Consider the following 24,481-nt stretch of genomic DNA (forward strand, 5'->3'; position numbering starts at 1 on the left):
CGCCGCCATTTCCATCACGCAGGCCTTAATTGCCCGCGCTCGGTGGTATAGATGATGTCCGGATCGGGGCGCGCGTCGTTGACGAAGCTGCGGAAGCGCTTGAGCTTCTCCGGGTCGCCGATGGCGTTGGCCCATTCGCACTCGTAGGTGTCGACCACGGCCTGCATCTGCCGCTCCAGCTCTTCGCCAATGCCGAGGCTGTCCTCGAGGATCACCTGCTTGAGGTAGTCCAGGCCACCTTCCAGGTTCTCGCGCCACACCGAGGTGCGCTGCAGGCGGTCGGCGGTGCGGATGTAGAACATCAGGAAGCGGTCGATGATGCGGTAGAGCTGTTCGTCGTCGAGGTCGGTGGCGAACAGTTCGGCGTGGCGCGGGCGCATGCCGCCGTTGCCGCATACGTACAGGTTCCAGCCGTTCTCGGTGGCGATTACGCCGATGTCCTTGCTCTGGGCCTCGGCGCACTCGCGGGTGCAGCCGGAAACGCCGAACTTGAGCTTGTGCGGGGCGCGCAGGCCCTTGTAGCGGTGCTCCAGCTGGATCGCCATGCCCACGCTGTCCTGCACGCCGTAGCGGCACCAGGTGCTGCCCACGCAGGACTTCACCGTACGCAGCGACTTGCCGTAGGCGTGGCCGGTCTCGAAGCCGGCTTCGATCAGCTCGCCCCAGATCGCCGGCAGGTCTTCCAGGCGGGCGCCGAACAGGTCGATGCGCTGGCCGCCGGTCACCTTGGTGTAGAGCTGGTACTTCTGCGCCACCTGGCCCAGCACCACCAGCTTGTCGGGGGTGATCTCGCCGCCAGGCACGCGGGGAACGACGGAGTAGGTGCCGTTCTTCTGCATATTGGCCATGAAGGTGTCGTTGGTATCCTGCAGCGGGATGTGGGCCGCGTCGGTGATCGGCTCGTTGAAGCAGGAAGCCAGGATCGAGGCCACTGCCGGCTTGCAGATATCGCAGCCGAGGCCATGGCCGTGTTTATTCACCAGCTCGCTGAAGGTCTTGATGCCCTCCACCCGCACGATGTCGTAGAGCTCTTGGCGGGTGTGGGGGAAGTGCTCGCAGATCGACTTGTCGACCTCCACGCCGCGGCTCTCGAGCTCATGGTCCACCAGGTTCTTGAGCAGGGCGGCGCAGCCGCCGCAGCCGGTGCTGGCCTTGGTCGCGCCTTTCACCGCGCCGAGGTCCACGGCGCCGGCGTCGATCGAGGCGCACACGTCGCCCTTGGTGACGTTGTGGCACGAGCAGATGGTGGCGGTTTCCGGCAGGGCGTCCGGCCCTAGGGCGGGGGCGGCTTCGCCACCGGCGGGCAGGATCAGCGCGGCCGGGTCCTCGGGCAGCTCGATGCGGTTGGCGTAGTACTGCAGCAGGGTGTCGTAGTAGCTGTTGTCGCCCACCAGCATGGCGCCGACCACGCGCTTGCCGTCGCTGGAGACCACCAGCTTGCGGTATTGCTGCTTGAGCGGGTCGAGGAAACGGAACTGGCGCGCGCCGGGGGTGCGGTCGCCGTGAGCGTCGCCGATGGAGCCCACGTCGACCCCCATCAACTTGAGCTTAGTACTCATGTCGGCGCCGCGGAAGGTTTCGCCACCTTCGAGGAGCGTTGAGGCCGCGACCTTGGCCATCTGGTAGCCGGGGGCGACCAGGCCGAAGATGCTGTTGTTCCACAGCGCCACTTCGCCAACGGCGAGGATGGCCGGGTCGCTGGTCAGGCAGTTGTCGTCGATCACCACGCCGCCGCGCTCGCCGATCTCCAGGCCGCAGTCGCGGGCCAGCTCGTCGCGGGGACGAATGCCAGCGGAGAAGACGATGAGGTCGGTCTCCAGCACCTTGTCGTCCTGGAACACCATGCGGTGGCGGCTGGCCTCGCCGTCGACGATCTCCTGGGTGGCGCGGCCGGTGAGCACCTGCACGCCCAGCGCTTCGATCTTCTCGCGCAGCAGTTCGCCGCCTTCGCTGTCCACCTGCATTGGCATCAGCCGCGGGGCGAACTCCACCACGGCGGTGTCGAGGTTCAGCCCGCGCAGGGCGTTGGCGGCTTCCAGGCCGAGCAGGCCACCGCCTACCACCACGCCGGTGGTGGCGGTTTCGGCGGCGGCACGAATGGCGTCGAGGTCCTCCAGGGTGCGGTAGACCAGGCAGCCTTCGCGGTCGTTGCCGGGAATCGGCGGCACGAAGGGGTAGGAGCCGGTGGCCAGCACCAGGCGGTCGTAGCGGTAGCGGCCCTGGGGCGTGACGACCTCGCCCTTGTCGCGGTCGATGGCGGTGACCGCCTCGTGCAGGCGCAGTTCGATGCCGTGCTCGGCGTAGTACTCGCTGGTGGAGAGCGCCAGTGAGGCGGCATCGCGGCCGCTGAAGTATTCGGAGAGGTGCACGCGGTCGTAGGCCAGGTGGCGCTCCTCGCCGAACACGGTGACGGCGTAGCGCTCGGTGGCGCCCTGTTCGACCAGTTGCTCGACCAGGTGGTGGCCGACCATGCCGTTGCCGATGACGATCAGTTGCGGTTTCGCGGGCGTGTTCATGCGGCCTCCTTGGCGGGGCGTTGCGGTGATTCGTTCAGGGCGTCGTCGAGCAGGGCCTGGGCGTCGGCGGCGCCGAGCAGCAGCGCGGCGCGGCAGGCGGTGAGGTCGCGGCCAGCCAGGGCCTGCTCGAAGTACCAGGGGCCGGAGGCGGTGTCGCCGTAGAGCACGGCGCCCTCCAGACGGCCGCCTCTCAGCAGCAGGCGGCGGTAGTCGCCCTGCTGGGGATCGCGGTAGCTGAGTACTTCGTGATCGGGTTCGGCTTCGGTGGGGCCGAAGGCGTAGAGCGAGACGCCGCTGACCTTGAGCTTGGTGGCGGTCGGTTTCTCGACGTAGCCCTGGGCGGGCTCGGCATCGGCGTGGTCATGGTCGAGACAGAGCCGCTCGGCCAGCACCTCGACCTGGCGCCAGATCGGCTCGACCAGGCCGTAGAGGTTGCCGCGGTGTTCGCAGCACTCGCCCAGGGCGTGGATCGCCGGGTCGCTGGTGGTCAGCCACGCGTCGACGATCACGCCACGGTTGCTCTCGAGCCCGGCGGCGCGGGCCAGTTCGGCATTGGGCACGATGCCGATGGCCACCACCACGCAGTCGGCGGCGAGCCGGGTGCCGTCGCTCAGATGCGCGGCGCACACCTGGCCCTCGGCGTCGGCTTCCAGGCGCTCGAGCTGGGCGTCGGTATGGATGTCGAGGCCGCGACCGCGCAGCTCGTTTTCCAGCAGGCGGGCGGCGGTGAGATCGAGCTGGCGGTTCATCAGCCGGTCGTCGCGCTGCAGCAGGCTCACCCGCATGCCGCGTTTGCGCAGCCCCTCGGCAGCTTCCAGGCCGAGCAGGCCGCCGCCGATCACTACGGCGTTGCGGCCGGTTTCGGCGGCGCGTGCGAGGGCGTCGGCGTCGTGCAGGTCGCGGAACACGTGCACGCCGGGAAGCTCGAGCCCCGGCACCGGCGGGCGGGCCGGGTTCGAACCGGTGGCCAGCACCAGGCGGTCGTAGTCGAGTTCACGCCCGGCATCGGTGGTGAGGGTGCGTGCGTCGCGGTCGATGGCCTCCACCCGCTCGCCGAGGATGAGTTCGATGCCCTGCTCGGCATACCATTCGGCGCTGCGCAGGGTGAGGGCCTCGCGCTGCATTTCGCCGGCCAGCAGCGGCGAGAGCAGGATGCGGTTGTAGGCCGGCGTCTGCTCGGCCCCGATGACCGTGATCCTGGCGGGGCGCCCGGTCCGGGCGAGGAGTGCCTCGGCCAGCCGGTGGCCGGCCATGCCATTGCCGACGATGACCAGGTGCTCGACGGTGGATGTCTCGGGATGTCGCCTTGGCATGCGAACACCTCCTCTCGCTGCGCTTGTCAGAATGACGGGCCTATAACGCAACGACGCCTCGGCGCTTCCCCTGTCGATTCGAGGATCGAACCGGGGAGCACAGAGACGTCGTTGTCGCTTTCATGTGGGCGATCGCCTTTGATCGCCGCTCTGTCCTGCAGTATCAAGATCCCGGCCAAGGTAACAGGTGCGTGATCTTTTTCCTTTTGTGCCAGTGTCTTGGGGAGGAGGTCGAAGGTCTCGGTGCAGGCCGGTCAGCGCTCAGCTTGGCCGCCCGTGCACATCAGTGGTGCGTTGCGGCATCGAAATGCACAGGGCTGTAGCACGCCGCCAGCAGCGCGGGGTCGAAGCGGCCACCCTGGGCTTCCAGTTGACGCACGATGGGTTCGGCGAAGTGCAGGGCGGCCTGCGGCGTCGGGCGCAGCAGGTCCCCCCCGCAGAGCTGCTGATGGATGGGCGCTGCATCGCTGTCGAGGGTGTCGAGGTGGCGAATCGAGCGATCGAGGTAGGGCGGCAGGGCCAGCCATTCATGTGCCTGACGGCGATGATCCGGCGAGGCGGCCAGCCACTCGCCGGCTGCTACCAGGGCGCGCAGCAGGGCGGCCAGTGTGGCCGGGTAGCGCTGCGCCCAGGAGCGGGTCACGCCGAGCACCTTCTCGGGGTGGCCGGGCCACAGCTGGGCACCGGTGGCGACCAGCCGGCCCACACTGCAGTGGCGGGCGAGGGTGCCCCAGGGCTCGCCGGCGCAGAAGCCATCGATCTGGCCGTCGCGCAGGGCTTCCACCATGCGCGGCGGCGGCAGGGCGACCAGCTCGACGTCGCGGTCGGGGGCGATGTCGCCCAGCGTCAGCCATTCGCGCAGCTGGTAGTGCTGGCAGGAGTAGGGATACACCATGGCCAGGCGCGGGCGCCTGCTGCTGCCCGAGCCGCGCAGCCAGTCGCCCAGCGCCAGGGCGCTGCTGCCCGGGTCTGCGTCGAGGGCGGCACCGCTGGCCTGACACAGCGACGTGGAGAGCGTGATGGTATTGCCGTTGCGCGAGAGCAGCAGCGGCGCCAGCGTTTCGCAGGGGGCGCGGCCCAGGCCCAGGCTCATGGCCAGCGGCATGGGGGCGAGCATCTGCGCACCGTCGAGCAGGCCGGCGGCGACCTTGTCGCGCAGGGTGGCCCAGGCGTTCTCCCGCGACAGGCTGACGTCCAGCCCCTGGGCGGCGAAGCAGCCCCGTTCGCGGGCGACGATCAGCAGGGCGGCATCGAGCAGCGGCACGAAGCCGAGGGTGAGGCGCGCGAGTTCCGGGCTGGCGGCGTGAAGTGGCGGTTGGCTCATGAGCGGGTTCCCCGTTTGTCGGCGGCGTGCCCCTGGGGCAATAGCGGGTTCAGGCGGCCGAGAATGTCGACGACGCTGTCGGCGACCTCGGCGATACGCTGGCCGCGGTCCATGGCGAGCTTGCGCAGCATGCGATAGGCCTGCTCCTCGTCGCAGCCCTGATGCTTCATCAACAGGCCCTTGGCGCGCTCGATACGCTTGCGCTCGGCCAGTTGGTTGCGCGCCTTGTCCAGCTCCTGGCGCATGCTGTGGAAGGCGTCGAAGCGGGCGATGGCGACCTCGACGATAGCCTCCACGCGCTCCGGCACCAGGCCGTCGACGACGTAGGCGCTGACGCCGGCCTTGAGCGCGGCCTGCAGCGTGTCGGAGTCGTGCTGGTCGGCGAAGAACACCACCGGGCGAGGGTTCTCGCGGTTGAGCAGCGCCATGCTCTCCAGCGTGTCGCGGTCGGGGCTCTCCATGTCGATGATCACCACGTCGGGCTGATGGCGCGCGACCATCTCGTTGAGGCTGGCCGGGTTCGAGAGCCGGCAGATGACCCGGTGTCCCTCGGCCATCAGCGCCTCCTCGACCATGGCGGCACGTACCACCTCATCGTCGACCAGCAGAATGTTCAGGGGTGGTGGCATAGGGTCTCGCTCGTGAATGGCATGCCTAGGTGGTCTTTTCCTGTCTCCAAGCAAGAAACATTCCATCTTTCGCTTCGTCGCAGGCGGGTGGCGCCTCAGCCGGCGCTGGCGGCGGGCAGCCAAGTCATCCGGCGTGCCCGCTCGGCACTAGCCTGGTGCAAGGGCGGAGCCGGTCGTGGGGAAATGGTGCAGGGCAGCATGCGGGAGGGGCGCGGGAAAAGAGGCATCTAGCTGATAGCCGTTCGGTCTTCGGTGGATGGCACGCTTCCTGCTTGATACGGGTCAATACTCTACCGAGGGCGCCATGCGGCGCCCCGAGCGGCAACGACGCCCGCCAACGCCGCCCTTCGGGGTTGGTCGTTGGCGGGCGTCGTCGTTTCGCCAGGAACAGACAGGAGATCGACATGCGCGAGGCCCGAACCACTTGCCCATACTGCGGCGTCGGCTGTGGCGTGCTGGCCAGCGTCGAGGATGGCGAGATCGTCGACGTACAGGGCGACCCGGCGCACCCGGCCAACTTCGGCCGGCTGTGCGTGAAGGGCTCGGCGCTGCACGAGACGCTGGGGCACCATGGCCGCCTGACCCGGCCCAGGGTCGACGGTGTCGAGACCGACTGGGACACGGCGCTGGACGCCGTCGCCGAGCGGCTCACGGCGGTGCGCGACCGCCACGGTGCGCAGGCCGTCGCCGCCTATCTTTCGGGGCAACTGCTCACCGAGGACTATTACGTCGCCAACAAGCTGTTCAAGGGCTTTCTCGGCACGCCGCACCTGGATACCAACTCGCGGCTGTGCATGGCCTCGGCGGTGGCGGCCCACAAGCGTGCCTTCGGCGCCGACGCCGTGCCGTGCAGCTACGAGGATCTCGAAGAGGCCGAGCTGGTGGTGCTGGTGGGCTCCAACCTGGCCTGGAACCATCCGGTGCTCTACCAGCGCCTCAAGGTGGCCAAGCAGCGCAACCCGCTGCTGCGGGTGGTGGTAATCGACCCGCGGGTCACCGATACCTGCGAGATCGCCGACCTCTACCTGGGGCTCGCGCCGGGCAGCGATGCGCGCCTGTTCACCGGATTGCTGGCCTGGATGGCCGAGCGCAACAAGCTCGACCGGGTCTATCTGGAGGCGCATACCCAGGGCTTCGAGGAGGCGCTCGCCGCGGCACGGGAACAGGATGCCTGGGTGGAGGCCATCGCCGCCGACTGTGACGTCGATGCCGAGCGCCTGGAGACCTTCTTCTACTGGTTCGCCAGCCACCTGCACGTGGTCACGCTGTTCTCCCAGGGGGTGAACCAGTCGAGCAGCGGCACCGACAAGGGCAACGCCATCATCAACTGCCACCTGGCGGGCGGCAAGATCGGCCTGCCGGGGGCGGGGCCGTTCTCGATCACCGGCCAGCCCAACGCCATGGGCGGGCGCGAGGTGGGCGGGCTGGCCAACCAGTTGGCCGCCCACATGGACTACGACACCCCCGGCGCGCGCGACCGGGTCACGCGCTTCTGGGCCACCGAGCGACTGGTGCCGTGCCTGCCCGAGGCGCCCGGCCACAAGGCGGTGGCGCTGTTCGAGGCGATCGAGCGCGGCGAGGTGCAGGCGCTATGGATCATGGCCACCAACCCGGCGGTAAGCCTGCCGCGGGCCGACCGGGTGCGCGAGGCGCTTGCGAAGTGCCCGCTGGTGATCGTCTCCGAGTGCATGGCCAATACCGACCTGCTGCCCTATGCCGATATCGTGCTGCCGGCCTCGAGCTGGTCGGAGAAGGACGGCACCGTGACCAACTCCGAGCGGCGCATCTCGCGCCAGCGCGGCATCCTGCCACCGCCCGGGGAGGCCCGGCACGACTGGTGGATCGTCTGCGAGGTGGCCAGGCGGCTGGGCTTCGGCGAGGCGTTCGCCTATACCCATCCGTGCGAGATCTTCGACGAGCACGCCCGGCTCTCGGGCTTCGAGAACGGTGAGGGGCCGGGGGAGAGCCGCCGGCTGTTCGATATCTCCGGCCTGGCCGGGCTCGACCGCGCCGCCTACGATGCCCTGGCGCCGATCCAGTGGCCGGTCAACGCCGCCGCCCCCCACGGTACCGCGCGGCTGTTCACCGATGGCCGCTTCGCCACGCCGGGCGGTCGCGCCCGCCTGCTGCCGGTACGCCCGCGCCCGCCGGCCCAGGCATTGGACGCGGCACGCCCGCTGCGGCTCAACACCGGGCGCGTGCGCGACCAGTGGCACACCATGACCCGCACCGGCCGTGCACCGCGGCTGATGAATCACCGCGCCGAGCCGTTCATTGAGCTCACCCCGGAAGACGCCGCCGAGTGGGGCGTGGCGGAGCATGGCCTGGCGCGCCTGGCGGGAGCGGGCGGCGACTATGTCGGCCGGGTGCGGCTGTCGCGCGGCCAGCGTCGCGGCGAGGTGTTCGTGCCGATGCACTGGAGCGGCTACTTCAGCGGCACGGCGCGCATGGGGGCGCTGCTCGAGGCGCACCTCGACCCGTTCTCCGGCCAGCCGGAATCGAAGCACGGCGCGGTGGCGCTGGCGCCGCTGGCGGTGGAATGGGAGGCCACCCTGCTGGTGGCCGACGACCTGGGCGTGGCGGAATCGAGCTGGTGCGACGAGAGCCGCTACTGGGCACGCATTCCGCTGCACGGCTGCCAGCGATGGCAGTTGGCTGGCGGCGAGAGCGCCTGCGGCGGGGTTGCGAAAAAAACGGCGCAGCGCGACTGGCTGACCTGGCTCGAGGCAACGCTGCCGGTGGCGCCGACGCTGTGGTGCACCGATCCGGCTACCGGAAGGCTGCGTGCCGCCGGGGTGGATGCCGCAGGGCGCCTGCGCTGGTGGCTGATGGCGGGGCCGCCGCTGGAGCTGCCCAACCTGGCCTGGCTCGATGCGCGCTTCGAGGAGGCCAGCGCCGGCGCGGGGCTCTCGGCGCAGCACCGCCGCCGCCTGCTGGCCGGTTGCGACGACGGCGCCGCCAACCAGGGGCCGGTGGTGTGCAGCTGCCATCAGGTGGGCCAACGCGCTATCCTAGAGGCCATCCGTGAAGGCGACGACAGCGTCGAGGCGTTGGGCGCCAGGCTGGCCTGCGGCACCCAGTGCGGAAGTTGCGTTCCCGAGCTGAAAGCGCTGATCGAAGAGGAGAAGGCCCATGCGAGCGCTGAGCCAATTGAAGTCACTGCTGTCGCCTGAGCTGTCGCGCCTGGCGCAGCGGCCCCGGGCGCTGGGGCAGGCGGCGTTCTCGCGTCTGCACGGCCTGGGCCATATCGTGCGTTCGCCGTTCGGCCGTTCCACGCGCGTCGAGGCGCCCACCCTGACGCTGGACGGCGAGTGCCGTGCCGGCCGGGTCTACCTGGTGGGGGCGGGCAGCGGCGACGTCGAGCTGCTCACGCTCAAGGCGGCGCGCCTGCTGCAGCAGGCCGAGGCGGTGGTCTACGACCGCCTGGTGGGCGACGACGTGCTGGCGCTGATTCCCGCCGGCCACGAGCGCTACTACGTGGGCAAGGAGCGTGGCCACCACAGCGTGCCCCAGGCCGAGATCGGCGCTTTGCTGGTGAGGCTGGCGCGGGAGGGCAAGTCGGTGGTGCGGCTCAAGGGCGGCGACCCCGGCGTATTCGGGCGCATGGGCGAGGAGCTCGCCGCACTGGCCGAGGCCGGCGTCGAGGCCGAGATCGTGCCGGGCATCACTGCTGCCTCGGCGGCCGCGGCCGGCATGGGCATCCCGCTCACCGACCGCGCCCACGCCCAGCAGCTGCGCTTCGTCACCGCCCAGCTGTGCCGCAAGGACGGCGAGCCCGACTGGGCCACCCTGGCGCGCCAGGACGAGACGCTGATCTTCTACATGGGCCTGACCAAGGTCGAGGCCATCTGTGCCGGGCTGCGCCGCAATGGGCTGCCCGACGACTGGCCGATCATGCTGGTGGCCAACGCCAGCCTGCCCGAGCAGGCGTCGCTGGTGGGCACCCTGGCCGACATGCCGGGCAAGCTGGCCGCCTCGCCGCTGCCTTCACCCTGCCTGATTGTGGTCGGCAGCGTGGTGCGCATGGTCGCGACCAGCCCGGCCGCGGCGGCGTTTATCCAGGGCGAGCAGGACGAGGGTCACACGCCTCGCTGAGCCGTGCGTCGCATTGGAAAGGCGCGACGTTGCGCTGCACCAAGAGTGAGCACGGCGCCCCGGGATGCACCGAGGTGGCCGATTTCGCCGGGGGCATAGCGCTTCTCTGACCGCCGGTCGCCGAATCCCGATGGCTGGCGGCTTCGTCTGAAACCCTCCGCGGTTGCCTTCCGGTGGCGTATTTGTCGGGGGCGCCAGTGTGTTGGCACGTAACGTGCTTATTCATGGCAGGGCTTTGCTGCCGATGCAGGCGGGTCAGCGGGATCAACGACGATCGCCGCTGCCTTTCTTCGCAGGCCCACGACAACGCGACGAACACAGGCAAAGGCGCCTGAAGCTTAAGAGCTTCAGGCGCCTTTGCGTTTGTCACGTCAGCCACGAGACGAGAGGCGCCACGCGCGTAAGAACGTTATGTCCTATCTGCTTCCTTCCGAGTTCGCGACCAAGATGGTGGATGCCGGCGAGTCCAAGCTCCACATGGCCACCCGAGACGTCCTGATCCGCGCCTTCATGGCGGGGGCCATCCTGGCCCTGGCCGCGGTGTTCGCGGTGACCATCACGGTCCAGACCGGTTCGGCCATCCTCGGGGCCGCGCTGTTCCCGGTCGGCTTCTGCATGCTCTACCTGATGGGCTTCGACCTGCTGACCGGGGTCTTCGTACTGACGCCGCTGGCCTGGCTGGACCGGCGCCCCGGCGTCACCATCGAGAGGATCCTGATCCACTGGGGCAAGGTCTTCTGCGGCAACCTGGCCGGCGCCCTGACCGTGGCGGTGCTGATGGCGATCGTCTTCACTTACGGCTTCGCCACGCCGCCGGACGAGGTGGGGCAGAAGATCGCCGGTATCGGCCATGCCCGTACCGTGGGCTACAAGGAGTTTGGCGCGGCGGGCATGCTGACCATCCTGATTCGCGGCATCCTGTGCAACTGGATGGTCTCGCTCGGTGTCGTCGGGGCGATGATCTCGACCACGGTGGGCGGCAAGGTGATCGCCATGTGGATGCCGATCATGGTGTTCTTCTTCATGGGCTTCGAGCACTCCATCGTCAACATGTTCCTGTTCCCCTCGGCGCTGATGATGGGCGGCGACTTTTCGATCGCGGATTACCTGATCTGGAACGAGATCCCCGTGGTGGTAGGCAACCTGATCGGCGGGCTCTCGCTGACCGGGCTGACGCTCTACACCACCCACGTGCGCACGGCGCCGCTGCGCGATATCTGAGATGTCGGCTTTCGAACCCGGCCGGATGCTGCGGGTGTCGCTGGGCCAGTGCTCGGAGGCAGGGCGCAAGGCGGTCAACCAGGACTTCCACGGCGCCTACGTGCCCCGCGAACCGCAGCTTTCGAGCAAGGGTATCGTGGTGGCGCTGGCCGATGGCATCAGCAGCAGCGAAGTGAGCCGGGTTGCCAGCGAGGCGGCGGTGAAGGGGTTCATCGAGGACTACTACTCCACCGCCGAAAGCTGGACGGTGAAGACCTCGGCGCAGCGGGTGCTGGTGGCGACCAACTCCTGGCTGCACGCCCAGAGCCGGCGCAGCGAATACCGCTGGGACAAGGACCGGGGCTACGTCTGCACCTTCACCGCACTGGTGCTCAAGTCCGCCACGGCGCACGTTTTCCACGTCGGCGATGCGCGGCTCTATCGGCTTGCCGCTGGCCGCCTGGAGCCGCTGACCCGCGAGCACCGCGCCTGGGTGGCACCCGACAGAAGCTACCTCAGCCGGGCGATGGGCGTCAGCGAGCAGCTCGAGATCGATTACCTCGCGCTGCCCGTCGCGGCAGGGGAAACCTTCCTGCTGATGACCGACGGCATTCACGAGCACGTCGGCGAGGCGGCGATGCTGGCGGCGCTGGCCGAGCACGAAGGCGACCTGGACGCCGCTGCCGCCGCCATCGTGCAGGAAGCTTATGCCCAGGGCAGCGAGGACAATCTGACGGTGCAGGTGGTGCGGGTCGAGGAAGTACCTCCGACAGGGGCCGGCGAGATCGCCCCGGGAGCGGTGTCGCTGCCGTTTCCGCCAGCCCTCGCGCCGCGCATGGTGCTGGAGGGGTATCGCATCGTCAGGCAGCTCCACGCCAGCCACCGCAGCCACGCCTACCTGGCGGTGGACGAAGCCAGCGGCGAGCAGGTGGTGATCAAGATGCTCTCTACCGAGCTTCAGCAGGATCCCGACCAGGTGGAACGCTTCCTGATGGAGGAGTGGATCGGCCGGCGCATCGACAGCGCGCATGTCGTCAAGCCGCACCGCTCGGAGCGTCGGCGCCAATATCTCTACAGCGTGACGGAATACATCGAGGGGCAGACCCTGGCCCAGTGGTTGCGCGACCATCCGCACCCGGCCCTGGAGACGGTGCGCGGCCTCGTCGAACAGCTGGCCCGCGGCCTGCGTGCCTTCCATCGCCTGGAGATGGTGCACCAGGACCTTCGGCCGCTTAACGTGATGATCGATGCCACCGGCACGGTGAAGATCATCGACCTGGGGTCGGTGCGCGTGGGTGGGCTGGTTGAGACCGCTTCGGCGCAAGCGGGGGAGGTACCGCTGGGTACGCTGGCGTACACTGCGCCGGAGTGCTTTCTGGGCGAGCCGGCCACGCCACGCTCGGACCTCTACTCGCTGGCCGTGATCGCCTATCAGCTGCTCACCGGGGAGCTGCCCTACGGCACCCAGGTGGCCCAGGCGCGTACCCGCGCGGCGCAGCGGCGGCTGAGCTATCGCCCCGCGCTGGCCAGCAATCGCGAACTCCCGGCCTGGGTCGACGAGGTACTCAGGAAGGCGCTGCACCCCATGCCCGAGAAGCGCTTCGATGCACTGTCGGAGTTCGTCCACGAGCTGCGCCAGCCGAGCCGCGAGTTCCTCGCCCGGGCCCGCCCGCCGCTGATCGAACGCGACCCCGTACTGTTCTGGAAAGGCGTGGCCGCACTGCTGGCGCTGCTCGTTCTGGTGCTGCTGCTCGAGTGAGGCTGCGGGGTGCTTTACATTCGCTGCTAGGCCCGCGAACTCTTGCCGGGGCGCTGACGGCGAGCGGCGAGGGCATGCACGAGCTGTCGCTTGTTCATGCTCGAGCGGCCGCCGATGCCCCGCTCGCTGGCGAGCCGGTAAAGCTCGTCCTTGCTCTTCGCTTCGAGCTTCGTCGCCTCACCGTCCGGCTTGCGCTCGGCGTGCCCGTCGGGCTTCGGCTGCTCGGCCGTTTTCTCAGGTTGGGGCCTCCCTGCCAGCTCCATACATGCCTTCACCGCATCCAGCAGCTCCTCGCGTTTCATCTTCGACGTGCCGGAGAGTCCATACTTCCTCGCCATGTCGAGCAGCTCGGCCTTGGTGCGCAGGTTGAGCCCGTACACGTGCTCGTGCTCGCCCACGCTGTAGGGCAGGGCTTCCGATGCGTCGGCCTCTTTCAGCTCGGCGATCATCTGTTCCAGATACTCGATCACCTTCTTGCGCTGGGCTTTTTCGCTGACGTTCCAGGCATGGCTGCTGGCACGCTTGTGCGCAACCTTGAATTTCTTGCCTTCCAGGCAGGTCATGTAGCTGTTGGCATCGAGCTTGTCGACGCGCTGGTGGGACACGATCAGCCAGTTGTACTCCGTGCCGATGGGGGCGCCGGACTCCTCGGGCGCGCGAGCCGCCCGCCGCTTGGTGGTCTGGTAGTAGATCTCCCACTCGTCGGGGCTGATCTTGCGCTCGCGCCACTCGCCCTGGTCGTAGTACCACTTGTGCGAGCGGCCGACTTGCATTCCCGAATAGCCCTGGCCTTCGTGCTGCTTGAGGCGGTCATAGCCCTGTGGCCTGCGTTCGTCATCAGCCATCGCCGCTGTCCTCCCTGGTGGCGTTCGATATGGGCGTCTGCTTCATAGAGGCAGCATAGCCGATAGGGTTTCCCGTGATCGGTTCGCGCGGCGGCATCTGCTAGGCTGAGCCCACAGGCGCCTGGAAGGGCGCGGGCGGATGCCGCTGCAACCGGCAAGGAGCCGATATGTCCGATAGGGAGAGTGCCACCGACGCGATCTCGTCTTTCACCCGCCGTGCATTGATCGTCATCGGGCTCGTCGGCCTGGTGTCGGTGCTGCTCTATTTCGCCAACCGGCTGCTGGGTGTGCTGCTGCTGGTGTTTGCCAGCGTTCTGGTCGCGGTGGCCATCGACGGAATGGTGCGGCTGTGCCAGCGCTACCTGCCGCTGTCGCGACCCTGGGCGCTGGTGCTGGCCGCCGTTCTGATCCTGCTGGTCCTGGTGGGGCTGGGGGCGCTGGTCGGGCCGCCGCTGATGGAGCAGCTCTCGCAGCTGACCCAGGAATTGCCGCAGGCGTTCCAGCAGCTCGTCGGCATGGCTCGCGAATTGCCCGGGGTCGAGCAGGCGCTGGGTGGGGTCGAGGACCCGGCCCGCTCGCTGGCACAGCCGGTGCTGAATCGCGCGACGAGCGTCTTGTCGACCACCTTCGATGCGCTGACCAGCTTTCTGCTGGCCCTGTTGGTGGGCGTCTATCTCGTGGTCGACCCGGCCGAATATGCCCGCAACCTGCTGATGCTGTGCCCGCCGGCTCGACGCGAGCGGCTGGGGCAGGTGCTGGGCATGCAGGGGCAGGCGCTACGGCTGTGGCTGATCAGCCGGCTGATCTCGATGGTGTTCATCGGGGTGTTCGTGGCGCTGGGCCTCGCCGTCATGGGGGTTCCGATGGCCGGGGCCCTGGGACTGATCGCGGGGCTCCTCACCTTCATCCCCTACCTGGGGCCGATCCTGGGCGTGATTCCCACCGTGCTGATCGCCTTCCTCCAGGCGCCGCAACTGGGGCTTTACGCCGTGCTTCTCTACTTGTTCATCGAGACGTTGGAGTCCAACGTCGTGACGCCCCTGGCGGCCAAGGGCATGGTGCGCTTGCCCCCAGCCTACACCGTGGTGGTGCAGCTCGCCGGCGGGGCCGTGGCGGGGGTCGCCGGCGTGATGCTTGCCACGCCGCTCGCGGTGGCGATCGCAGTGGCGGTGCAGATGCTCTATGTGGAGGACGTGCTGGGCGACGATGTCGAGGTGCTGGGAGAGCCCTAGGCGGAACGATCGCTCATGGTCGATAGACCAGCACCGTGTAGTTGCGTCCCTCGATTTCCTCGAAGTTCTTGAGCTTGTCCATCAGGTGCTGATCGAGCCGCTTGCCTTCATGCAGTAGTAACATGCCGCTGGCGGAGTAAATGTCCTGGGCCAGAATCATGCCCGGCTTTACCTGGCTCGTTTCTAGCGAAATGACCGCTTTGCCACTGGTCTGCAGGTCCGGAGCCTTTTCGACACACAGCTTGACGAAATCATGGCACAGCTCGGGGTCGTAGATGCGTCCCGCAAACTTGCGCAGCAGAGCCAATGCCTGCGGGCGTGGCACTTCACGTGGCAGGACCATGCCACGCTGGAGTTCGATGAAGTCCACGGCCAGCCCCAGCAGGCGTGAACCATAGGGAATGTCACTGCCTTCGAGTCGATCGGGAAAACCGTTGCCGTTCCAGCGTTCGCGATGGTGGCGAACGAATTTTGCCGCTCTCTTCAGCTGAGGCATTGCCATCAGATGGTTCTCGCCGCTGACCGGGTAATGCTGGTAGGCAGTCCGTTCATTGGCCGACAGCTGCTCGGACGGGGTGGCAAGTAAATGATCGTCCCAGGTGAGTTTGCCGATGTTGTAGAGTGCGGCAGCCAGCTGCAGGTCTTGCTGTAACGTATGGTCCAGCGCGTGTGTCTCGCAGAACGCAGTGACCAGGGCATATACCTGTTCGTTTGTCTGAAGATGGCGAGGCAGGCGATGATGGAGAAGATCGCCGATTACGCGTGCTGTCGTCACATGCATGTGCAGCAGCTCATCGTACGTCTTATCCAGCATTTCGGCGGTTTGCTTGAGCTCTTGCTGAGTTGCCTCGATCCGTTGCTCCAGCGCAGCATTGAGCGCGATCAGATCCTGGTTCTGTTCGAGCAGCGCCATCTCGCGCTGCATCCACTCGCGCTGAGTGCCGAGATGCTTCCGCGATCGGCGAAGCAGCAGGCGAAGTCTCTCTTCGTGCCACGGTTTGGGGATAAAGCCGTAGACGTGCCCTTCGTCGATAGCGCGAAGAGCCTCTTCTAGGCCGGAGGAAACATCGGTCATGAGCAGGCGAATACAGTCCGGCCAACGCTCCTGGATGAGCTCCAGCACTTCGTGGCCATCCAGGCCTGGCGTGAGCGCGTCGCATAGCACCATGTCGACGGGCTCGAGTTCCAGGATCGCCTGGGCATCCTGCGCGCTTTCAGCATGCAGGACGCGTAAGCCCTCCTGCTCCCCTATGTCGGAGAGAGAGGACAGGGTTTCGGTGTCCTCGAGTACCAGCAACAGCGTTACCGGCTCGGGATCTGCCTGAGCCGGCATCTGGCCTGGCTGCCGTTGTTCGTTGTGAATCGCTTCGCCTTCCATGCTGCTCCCCCCAACCATTGAAGCAGTGAGCCGAATTCGGCTTTAACTGCGATATCGGCCACATTGGGAGAAGCTTTAGGGAACGCTGCGTTTCAGTTCGACAGATGCGCCAACACAGTATCGACGCTGCTCTTGTCGACCACACCGCGTTCGGTGTCAATGCCGACGTACGACACCACGCCATCCTCGGCGATCAGTGCGAAGCGCAGGCAGCGAATGCCCATGCAGGCGCCACTGGCATCCTTCTCCATGCCCAGGGCGCGGGTGAATTCGGCGTTGCCGTCGGCCAGCATCAGGATCGCCTCGGCGTTCTGGTCCTTCTGCCAGGCGCGCATCACGAAGGCGTCGTTGACCGCCATGCAGGCCAGGGTGTCGACCTTCTCCAGCACCTTGTCGGCCTTGATCACGAAGCCGGGCATGTGGGTGTTGGAACAGCCGGGGGTGAAGGCGCCGGGCACCCCGAACAGCACCACCCGCTTGCCGGCGAACAGCTCGCCGGTGGAGATGTCCTCGGGCCCGTCGGGGCCGTTGGTCTTGATGGTGACGTCGGGAATCTTGTCGCCTACGGAAATGGGCATGGACAGCTCCTGTTCATCTATTCGGTGGGAACACTGTAGTGCAAATCGGCACCCGGGTGCGTTGCCGAGTGTAGCGGCGGTCAACTGCCCTGATAGGCGTCGAAGACTTCCTGGCCGGTCATGTCGTGGGTCTCGTTGGCGAAGCGGTAGTACTCGGGTTTCTGGTCGATGAAGATCTGGCTGTCGAAATTCCACGCTTCGCCGCCGTCGACCAGGCCCACCGGAACGGCATAGTGGTTGCCGGTCTTGAGGCGGTAGAAGAGATGGGTGCCGCAGCGTCGGCAGAAGCCGCGTTCGGCCCAATCCGACGAGGCATAGACGGTGACGTTCTCCTCGCCTTCGATCTCGACGTCGCTGACCGACTCCAGCGCCAGCAGCGGGCCGCCGCCCCAGGTGCGGCACATGCTGCAGTGGCAGGCGCCGACGTTCTGCTTGTTGACGGCCACGGCGACCCTGACCGCGCCGCACAGGCAGCTGCCGCGTGCATTCATCCCGTCCTTCATGTCGCTCCTCCTCTCGTCGTGTAAGCCGTGGGCGCGACGTCGCCCAAGTCACCAGTGTAGCCGCTGATCGCGGGCATTTACCGTACTCCTCTGACCGTCCCCACATGCCGTGGGCGCGCACCCGGGTCGACCCGCATGCCCGCGTCTCCCTGATCGGTTAGTCGGACTGGAAGGCTTGACGGTGAAAGGCGGCCGCAGCCTCGACCTCGGCAATGCCGGTAATGCCGGGCTCGGGGATGGCGCCACCGGCCAGCACGCTCAGCACCACCCTCACGCCGCGTGCCAGGGAGACGAGGTGATAACCCCCCTCCAGGACAAGGACCAGGCGACCTTGGCAGTGACGCCTCGCCAGGTCCTGAAGGATGCCGGTCATGGCGGCGAAACCCTCGTAGGAGACGTTCAGCGCGAGGTCGAAGGGGTGCGGGTCGAACCCGGCCGACACCAGGATCAGCTCCGGCTGGAACCAATCGGCGGCGGGGACGAGGATCTCCTTGAAGGCCTTGAGATAGGCCTGGTCGCCGGCGCCCGCCGGCATGGGCACGTTGACGGTGGTGCCCTCTCCCAGGCCGGCACCGATCTCCTCCAGTTTCCCGGTCCCCGGGTAGAAGGGCGAGGCCCGGTGGATGTCGCAGAACAGCACATCGGGATCCGCCCAGAAGATGTCCTGGGTACCGTTGCCGTGATGAGCGTCCCAGTCGACGATCATCACGCGACGACAGCCGAGGGCCTCCCGCGCATGCGCAGCGGCGACCGCCACGTTGTTGAACAGGCAGAAGCCCCTGGCGCGGACCGGCTCGGCGTGGTGACCTGGCGGGCGGACCAGGGCAAAGGCGCTCTCCGCGCGACCGTCGAGTACCGCTTCGACCGCGGCGATGGCGGTGCCGGCGGCCACTTCGGCGGCCTCGATGCTGCCGCTGGACACCGCCGTGGTATCCACGTCGAGCCAGGCATTCTTGCCGCGTAGATCGAAGATATGGCTGAGATAGGAACTGGTGTGGACGCGTCCCAGCTGCTCCCTGGTCGCCGGCTTGCCGCTCTCGAAGCGCAGGCCGGGGACCGGTTCGAGTTCGAGGAGGTTGAGGATGGCGCTCAGTCGTCCGGCGTGTTCCGGATATTTCCAGGGGACATTGAGCGACGCAAGGAGCTGGCGGATGCGCCGCTCCATGCGGTTGGGCAGGAAAGGCGCGTCGGTATCCGGCTGGTGAGACAGGACGCGCTCGTCATAAAAGGCGATGACGCTGTTGGGCTCGGCCACGTGCAGCTCCTGCAGGAAAGGTGTCGTTTTCCCACAGCATAGCCGCTTGTAAAACGCTAGCCGGCTGGATCCAGGGGCGACTCCTGAATCATTGCGCGCAGCGCCGCGGCGGCGGCCGAGAGCGGGTGGCGATGGCGAATGACGATGCCCAGCGGGCGCTCGACGTCGGGTGTCGTCAGCGGTCGGTAGTCGATGCCGTCGGTGGCGATCTGGCGAAAGCTCAGTCGCGGCAGCACGCTGATGCCGAGCCCGGCGGCGACCATGCGGCCCACGGTGGCGATCTGGCTGGCGTCGCACAGGATCGAAAGCGGCGCGCCCACCTCGGCCATGATGCGGTCGATGTCCTGGCGCGAGCTGGAGAGGCGACTGATGCCGATGAAGGGGTGTCCGGCCAGCTGCCGCCAGTGCACGCTCGCTTGCTCGAGCAGCGGATGACCGCTGGGGCAGACCGCCACGTAGCGATCCACCAGCACCGGCTCGAAGGCGAGCTCCTCGGTGTCGTGGGGGGCCACCGACAACCCCAGGTCGGCGCGCCCCTCGCGCACCAGCTGGCTGACCTGCTCGGCCAGCACGTCGTGCAGGCTCAGGTTGATGCGCGGGTAGCGGGCGTGAAAGGTGGCGATGATGCCTGGCAGCAGCCCCGCCGCCAGGGTGGGCAGGGCGGCCACGGTGATCTTGCCGCGCTGCTTGGAGAAGCGCTCGCCGAGATCCTCGAAGGCCTCGGACCAGTCATGCAGCAGGCGTACCGCCACCGGCAGGAAGGCCTCGCCCTCGGGGGTCAGGCTGAGCTGGCGTGTGGCGCGCGAAAATAGCGCGCCGCCCACCGTCTCCTCGAGCTTGCGCAGGGCGATGGAGATCGCCGGCTGGGAGAGATGGATACGCTCGCTGGCTTCGGCGAGGCTGCTCGACTGGGCCACGGCGACGAAGGCGCGCAGCTGCTTGATGCTGGGATTCATTTGGAAAGTAAAACACAAGTTAAAAACTATTCAATATACAAAACATAGGGGGCGCACCATGCTGATCGAGTGGGATGACCCCATCCGCCACCTGACAACAACAAGCCCGCCAGGCCGGGCCCAAAGGAGCCACTCATGAAGCCAACGCCAAAGATGAAGACCCTGCTGGCCGCCATGACGGCCAGCGCCGCGTTTGTTGCCGCTGCCGCCACCGCTCAGGCCGAAGAGCGCCTGCTGATCGGCTCGACCTCCAGTTCGTCGAGCCACTATGGCTACTTCGTCGCCGTCAACCAGATCATCAACAGCCAGGTCGAGGGCGTGAGCGCCTCGGTGGCGGAAACCGGCGCCACCGTCGACAACCTGCGCCGCCTGAGCCGCAACCAGATCGACATGGGGCTGGTGACCACCAACACCGGCTACCATGCCTACGCCGGCCAGGAGGACTTCGACGGCCGCCCGGTCGACAGCCGCCTGCTGTGGGTCTATACCGTGGCGCCCCAGAACGTGGTGATTCGCGAAGACGCCGGCGTGACCACGCTCGAGGAACTCGAGGGGGTGCGCTTCAACCCGGGCATCACCGGCTCGGCCACCGAGAGCACCACCGAGGCCGTGCTCGAGACGCTCGGCATCGCGCCGGACTACGTGCGCGGCTCCACTACCGACGTGGTCGACTCCATCAAGGACGGTCGCATCATGGGCTACGTCAAGTCCGGGGTGGGCAACAAGCTCGACGGCTCGACCATGGACATTGCCACCTTCACGCCGATCAACGTGCTCTCGCTCACGGGCGAGCAGGCCGACACCCTGCGCAGCGAGATGCCAGACCTCGCCGTGGTCGACATTCCCGAGGGCGCGGGGGAGGGCGTTCCGGCCTACACCACCTGGGCCTTCGGCGTGGCCGTGCACGCCCACCCGGACCTCGACGAGGAGACTGCCTACCAGATCGTCAAGGCGGTGATGGAGAACCCCGAGCCCCAGGCCAACGCCTTCTCGGCGGTACGTGACGAGGATCTGGCGAAGATGACCCTCGAGGTGGGCACCGTGCCGCTGCATGCCGGCGCGGCGCGCTACTTCGAGGAGCAGGGGATGGCGATTCCCGACGCCTTGCGGCCCGCCGAATAACGGCGAGGGGAGACGATCGTCATGCGCGAGAACCTGACCAAGCTGCTGGCCCTCATGCTGGGCGGGCTGATCCTCTACACCTCGGCGACCGGCCCCTTCGAGAGCCTGATCCAGCGAGGCATCTTTCTTGCGCTGGTGATCCTGCTCGGGTTGACGCTCTATCCGCTGGGGGAGGGGCGGCGCTGGCGACCGCTGGGGCTGGCCCTCGACCTGACGCTGGCGGTGGGCACGGTGCTCGCTTGCGGCTACGTGGTGGCGAACCACGAGCGGATCCTCGTCGAGCTGCCCTGGGCCACGCCGCGGGACATGCTGTTCACCGGCGTACTGCTGGTGGCGGTGCTGGAGCTGTCGCGGCGCGCCATCGGTGCGATCTTCCCGCTTCTGGTGCTGGCGGGGCTGGCCTATGCCTGGCTCGGGGCGGCGATCCCCGGGCCGCTGGGGCATCGCGGCTTCGACCTCTACTACATCACCGAGACGCTCTATCTCGGCGACCTCGGCGTGTGGGGCATGCTGGTCGGCGTGGCCGCCACCACCATCGCCGCCTTCGTGCTGTTCGGCTGCCTGCTGCTGCACACCGGCGGCGGTCAGACCTTCATGGACCTGGCGCTGCGCATCAGCGGGCGCTCGCCGGGCGGCGCCGCCAAGGTGGCCACCGTGGCTTCGGGGTTGTTCGGCATGGTCAGCGGCAGCGCCGTGGCCAACGTAGCGACCACCGGCAACTTCACCATCCCCATGATGAAGCGGCTCAAGTATCCGGCGCCCTTCGCCTCGGGGGTGGAGGCGGTGGCTTCCACCGGCGGCCAGATCGCCCCGCCGATCCTGGGGGCGGCGGCCTTCATCATGGCCGAGATCCTCGGCGAGAGTTACCTGCGCATCGCGCTTGCCGCGCTGCTGCCGGCCATCCTGTTCTACCTCGGCGTGTTCATGACCATTCACCTGGTGGCGCGCCGGCGCAATCTGCAGGTGGTGCCCGACGAGGAGCTGCCGAGCTGGCCGGAGGTGCTGCGTCCGCAGCGCATCGTGCCGATCCTGGCGGCGCTGGGCGGGCTCTTCTACGGCGTGCTGTCGGGGCGCTCGATCCAGACCGCGGCCTTCTTCGGCATCCTGATGACGGTGTTAACCTTCGTGCCCTTCGCCCTGCTGGCGCGCATGTCGCTGCGTGAGATCGCCGCCAAGCTGTTCGCGGGCCTGATCGATGCCGGCAAGGGCATGGTGATCATCGGCGTGCTGCTGGCCGGGGCGCAGATGCTGGTGGCGATGATCGGCATGACCGGCATCGGCGTGACGCTGGCCAGCCTGATCGTCAACGTGGGCGGGGAGTCTCTGTTCCTGGTGGCCTTCATCGTCGGCGGCGTGTGCCTGATCCTGGGCATGGGCATTCCCACCACGGCGGCCTACGTGCTGGTGGCCTCGGTGCTGGCCCCGGCGCTCACCACCATCGGCGTCGAGCCGCTGATCGCCCACCTGTTCGTGTTCTACTTCGCCACCCTGTCGGTGATCACGCCGCCGGTGTGCGTGGCGGTGTTCGTCGCTGCGGGCATTGCCGGCACCAACTGGCTGCCGGCGGCGGGCGAGGCGGTACGCCTGGCGGCGGCGATCTACGTGATTCCCTTTCTGCTACTGATCTATCCCGCGCTGGCTGGCTTCGGCAACGCCCTGGATATCCTGCTGGCCAGCTCCCAGGGCGTGGTGTTCGTGCTCGCCTTCGCCTCGCTGATGTCGCGGGTGGCCATGACCGGCAATCGGCTGCTGGATGTGGCTGGGCTCGTGCTGGTAGTGGGCCTGGCGTTGATTCCCGGCTGGCTGACGACGAGCGCGGCGCTGGTGCTGCTGGTGGGGCTCTTCGCCCGGCGTCGGCAACGCCTGGCCGCGGCCTCGCCCGGCGGCAGGAGACCTGACGGGCAGAGGCCCGGCACCCCGGGCGTGGCGGCCAAGGAGACCCACTCATGACCTTCCTGCTGGGCAGCGGGGCCGGCTTCTCCGGCGACCGCACCGATGCCGCCATCCCGGTGGTGGCGGAGCTGATCCGCCGCGGCCAGCCTGCCGCGCTGGTCTTCGAGACCTTGGGCGAGCGCACCCTGGCGGCGGCCCACCGCGCCCTGCGCGACGACCCGGCGGCGGGCTACGAACCGCTGCTGGAGGAGCTGCTCGCGCCGGTGCTCGACGACTGCCTGACGCACGGCATCGCCATTCTCGGCAACTTCGGTGCGGCCAACCCCGACGGCGCCTGCCGCGTGGTGGCCGAACTGGCCGCCGGCACGGCGCGGGGCGAGGCGAGCATCGGGCGAGTGCATGGCGACGACATCCGCGCGCGGCTGGCGGAGCTGGATCTTCAGCGCTGGGAGGCCGAGAGCCGCGAGCTGCCCGGCGAGGAGGCGCTGATCTCGGCCAACGTCTATCTCGGCGCGGCGCCCCTGGTGGAGGCGCTCGGGCTCGGCGCCGAGGTGGTGGTCTCCGGCCGGGTGGCCGACCCGGCGCTGTTCCTGGCGCCGCTGATGCATCATTTCGGCTGGGCCTGGGACGACTGGGACCGCCTGGCCGCCGGCATGATGGCGGGCCATCTCGGCGAGTGCGGTGCCCAGGTCACCGGGGGCTACTTCGCCGACCCCGGCTTCAAGGAGGTTCCCGGCCTGGCCACGGTGGGCTATCCCATCATCGAGGTGGAGGAGAATGGCCGCCTGGTGGTGACCAAGCCCGCTGGCACCGGCGGCATGGTCACCGCGCGCACGGTCAAGGAGCAGCTGCTCTACGAGGTACACGACCCGGCCAACTACCTGACGCCCGACGTGGTGGTGGACCTCTCCACGGTGCGGGTGGAGGAGCTCGGACCCAACCGGGTGGCGGTGAGCGGCATTCGCGGAAAGCCGGCGCCGCAGCGGCTCAAGACCACCGTCTGCTACGAGGGTGGCTGGCAGGGCGAGGCGGAGATCTCCTACGCCGGACCCAATGCCCTGGCCCGGGCCCGGCTCGCTGCCGAGGTGCTGCGCGAGCGGCTGACGTTTCGGGCTCCGCCGGAGCTGCGTTCGCGACTGGACATCGTCGGCCACGCCAGCGTGTTCGACAGCGATGCCGGCGACCTGCAGCGCAGGCTGCCGGCATCAGACAGCGGCGACTACCGCCTGCGGCTGGCCGCCGAGCACGCCGAGCGGCGCTGGGTGGAGCGTGCCACCCAGGAGCTGCTGGCGCTCTACTGTGCCGGTCCGGCCGGCGGTGGCGGGGTGCGCCGCCAGTTCCAGCGGCGCGTGTGCACGGCGTCCTACCTGGTCAAGCGTAGCGACGTGGAGGCCTTCGCCACGCTGTTCGAGGCAAGCCCGGTCAACCAGAGGAGGGCCGCCCATGGCGCACGCTGAAGCGAACGTGACCGCAAGCCTAGCCGAGGGACACGCCGTACCGCTGCACCGTCTGGCCCACGCCCGTGCCGGCGACAAGGGCGACCGGCTCAACCTGGCGTTATTCGCCTATGATCCATGCCGCTACGAGACGCTGGTGGCGCAGGTCACCGAGGAGCGGGTGCTGGCGCTGTTCGCCCATCGCGGAGCGAGCCGCGTGCGCCGCTACCTGATGCCGGGCCTGGCCGGCATGAACCTGGTGATCGACGACGTGCTGCAGGGTGGCGTCAACGGCGCCCTCAACCTGGACGGTCACGGCAAGACGCTGTCGTTCCTGCTGTTGAGCATGGATGTGGTGGTCGGGAAGACCTGACGCGCTACTGAAAAGAACGGCGCCTGCCCGGGTTCGCATGACATCGTCATGGGAGCCCGGGCAGGCGCCGTTGT

Annotated in this window: 19 protein-coding genes; 9 read left to right on the top strand and 10 right to left on the bottom strand. The window is 68.0% G+C overall.

Going from position 1 to position 24,481, the window contains the following annotated elements; genetic code table 11:
* Positions 1-14: 14 nt before the first annotated feature.
* The 4 genes from nirB to I4484_RS05905 all read right to left on the bottom strand — a co-directional run bounded on the left by nirB (position 15) and on the right by I4484_RS05905 (position 5,782).
* Positions 15-2,516: a nitrite reductase large subunit NirB gene (gene nirB, locus I4484_RS05890; RefSeq protein ID WP_197450056.1), complete on the bottom strand. Its 2,502-nt coding sequence runs from the start codon at positions 2,514-2,516 to the stop codon at positions 15-17.
* On the bottom strand, positions 2,513-3,829 hold the full coding sequence (locus I4484_RS05895; RefSeq protein ID WP_197450057.1) for an NAD(P)/FAD-dependent oxidoreductase: 1,317 nt from the start codon (positions 3,827-3,829) through the stop codon (positions 2,513-2,515). Before I4484_RS05895 ends, nirB begins: the two co-directional genes overlap by 4 nt.
* Positions 3,830-4,112: 283 nt before the next feature.
* Complete coding sequence (locus I4484_RS05900) at positions 4,113-5,153, bottom strand: CmpA/NrtA family ABC transporter substrate-binding protein (RefSeq protein WP_197450058.1); 1,041 nt, start codon at positions 5,151-5,153, stop codon at positions 4,113-4,115.
* Complete coding sequence (locus I4484_RS05905) at positions 5,150-5,782, bottom strand: ANTAR domain-containing response regulator (protein ID WP_197450059.1); 633 nt, start codon at positions 5,780-5,782, stop codon at positions 5,150-5,152. Before I4484_RS05905 ends, I4484_RS05900 begins: the two co-directional genes overlap by 4 nt.
* A gap of 404 nt (positions 5,783-6,186) precedes the next feature.
* Here I4484_RS05905 and I4484_RS05910 point away from each other — a divergent pair, with 404 nt between their 5' ends.
* The 4 genes from I4484_RS05910 to I4484_RS05925 all read left to right on the top strand — a co-directional run bounded on the left by I4484_RS05910 (position 6,187) and on the right by I4484_RS05925 (position 12,836).
* A complete protein-coding gene (locus tag I4484_RS05910; protein WP_197450060.1) occupies positions 6,187-8,955 on the top strand; it encodes a nitrate reductase in 2,769 nt (922 codons plus the stop codon).
* The gene (gene cobA, locus I4484_RS05915; protein WP_197450061.1) at positions 8,915-9,877 is read left to right on the top strand and encodes a uroporphyrinogen-III C-methyltransferase; all 963 of its coding nucleotides are present in this window, start codon (positions 8,915-8,917) and stop codon (positions 9,875-9,877) included. The genes I4484_RS05910 and cobA overlap by 41 nt, the downstream gene beginning before the upstream one ends.
* A gap of 411 nt (positions 9,878-10,288) precedes the next feature.
* Positions 10,289-11,098 (top strand): formate/nitrite transporter family protein, encoded by an 810-nt coding sequence (locus I4484_RS05920; RefSeq protein ID WP_197450062.1) that lies wholly within the window; start codon positions 10,289-10,291, stop codon positions 11,096-11,098.
* 1 nt (position 11,099) lies between these two features.
* Entirely contained in the window at positions 11,100-12,836 is a 1,737-nt protein-coding gene (locus tag I4484_RS05925) for a bifunctional protein-serine/threonine kinase/phosphatase (RefSeq protein ID WP_197450063.1), read from the top strand.
* A 26-nt stretch (positions 12,837-12,862) separates the two neighbouring features.
* Here I4484_RS05925 and I4484_RS05930 read toward each other — a convergent pair whose 3' ends face one another.
* Entirely contained in the window at positions 12,863-13,681 is an 819-nt protein-coding gene (locus I4484_RS05930; protein WP_197450064.1) for a Rho termination factor N-terminal domain-containing protein, read from the bottom strand.
* A gap of 167 nt (positions 13,682-13,848) precedes the next feature.
* Between I4484_RS05930 and I4484_RS05935 the strand changes: the two genes are divergently transcribed.
* Positions 13,849-14,913: an AI-2E family transporter gene (locus tag I4484_RS05935; RefSeq protein WP_197450065.1), complete on the top strand. Its 1,065-nt coding sequence runs from the start codon at positions 13,849-13,851 to the stop codon at positions 14,911-14,913.
* A gap of 13 nt (positions 14,914-14,926) precedes the next feature.
* Here I4484_RS05935 and I4484_RS05940 read toward each other — a convergent pair whose 3' ends face one another.
* The 5 genes from I4484_RS05940 to I4484_RS05960 form a co-directional block, all read right to left on the bottom strand.
* Entirely contained in the window at positions 14,927-16,291 is a 1,365-nt protein-coding gene (locus tag I4484_RS05940) for an HD domain-containing phosphohydrolase (RefSeq protein WP_234283559.1), read from the bottom strand.
* A 92-nt stretch (positions 16,292-16,383) separates the two neighbouring features.
* Entirely contained in the window at positions 16,384-16,869 is a 486-nt protein-coding gene (locus I4484_RS05945) for a peroxiredoxin (protein WP_197450066.1), read from the bottom strand.
* Positions 16,870-16,949: 80 nt separating this feature from the next.
* The gene (locus I4484_RS05950; protein WP_197450067.1) at positions 16,950-17,372 is read right to left on the bottom strand and encodes a GFA family protein; all 423 of its coding nucleotides are present in this window, start codon (positions 17,370-17,372) and stop codon (positions 16,950-16,952) included.
* A gap of 157 nt (positions 17,373-17,529) precedes the next feature.
* Positions 17,530-18,627 carry a histone deacetylase gene (locus I4484_RS05955; protein WP_234283558.1) on the bottom strand — a complete coding sequence of 366 codons (1,098 nt, stop codon included), beginning with the start codon at positions 18,625-18,627 and terminating at the stop codon, positions 17,530-17,532.
* A gap of 56 nt (positions 18,628-18,683) precedes the next feature.
* Entirely contained in the window at positions 18,684-19,583 is a 900-nt protein-coding gene (locus I4484_RS05960) for a LysR family transcriptional regulator (protein WP_197450068.1), read from the bottom strand.
* Between the two features lie 135 nt (positions 19,584-19,718).
* Between I4484_RS05960 and I4484_RS05965 the strand changes: the two genes are divergently transcribed.
* From I4484_RS05965 to I4484_RS05980, 4 genes are read left to right on the top strand one after another with little or no spacing between them, the layout of a single operon-like run.
* Entirely contained in the window at positions 19,719-20,705 is a 987-nt protein-coding gene (locus I4484_RS05965; protein WP_234283557.1) for a TAXI family TRAP transporter solute-binding subunit, read from the top strand.
* 21 nt (positions 20,706-20,726) lie between these two features.
* Positions 20,727-22,655, top strand: a complete 1,929-nt coding sequence (locus I4484_RS05970; RefSeq protein ID WP_234283556.1) for a TRAP transporter fused permease subunit — start codon at positions 20,727-20,729, stop codon at positions 22,653-22,655.
* Positions 22,652-24,055, top strand: a complete 1,404-nt coding sequence (locus I4484_RS05975; RefSeq protein WP_197450069.1) for an acyclic terpene utilization AtuA family protein — start codon at positions 22,652-22,654, stop codon at positions 24,053-24,055. The genes I4484_RS05970 and I4484_RS05975 overlap by 4 nt, the downstream gene beginning before the upstream one ends.
* Entirely contained in the window at positions 24,042-24,407 is a 366-nt protein-coding gene (locus tag I4484_RS05980) for a hypothetical protein (protein ID WP_197450070.1), read from the top strand. The genes I4484_RS05975 and I4484_RS05980 overlap by 14 nt, the downstream gene beginning before the upstream one ends.
* Positions 24,408-24,481: the final 74 nt, after the last annotated feature.

It is taken from the genome of Halomonas sp. SS10-MC5, from assembly GCF_015992245.1.
Classification (GTDB): domain Bacteria; phylum Pseudomonadota; class Gammaproteobacteria; order Pseudomonadales; family Halomonadaceae; genus Halomonas; species Halomonas sulfidoxydans.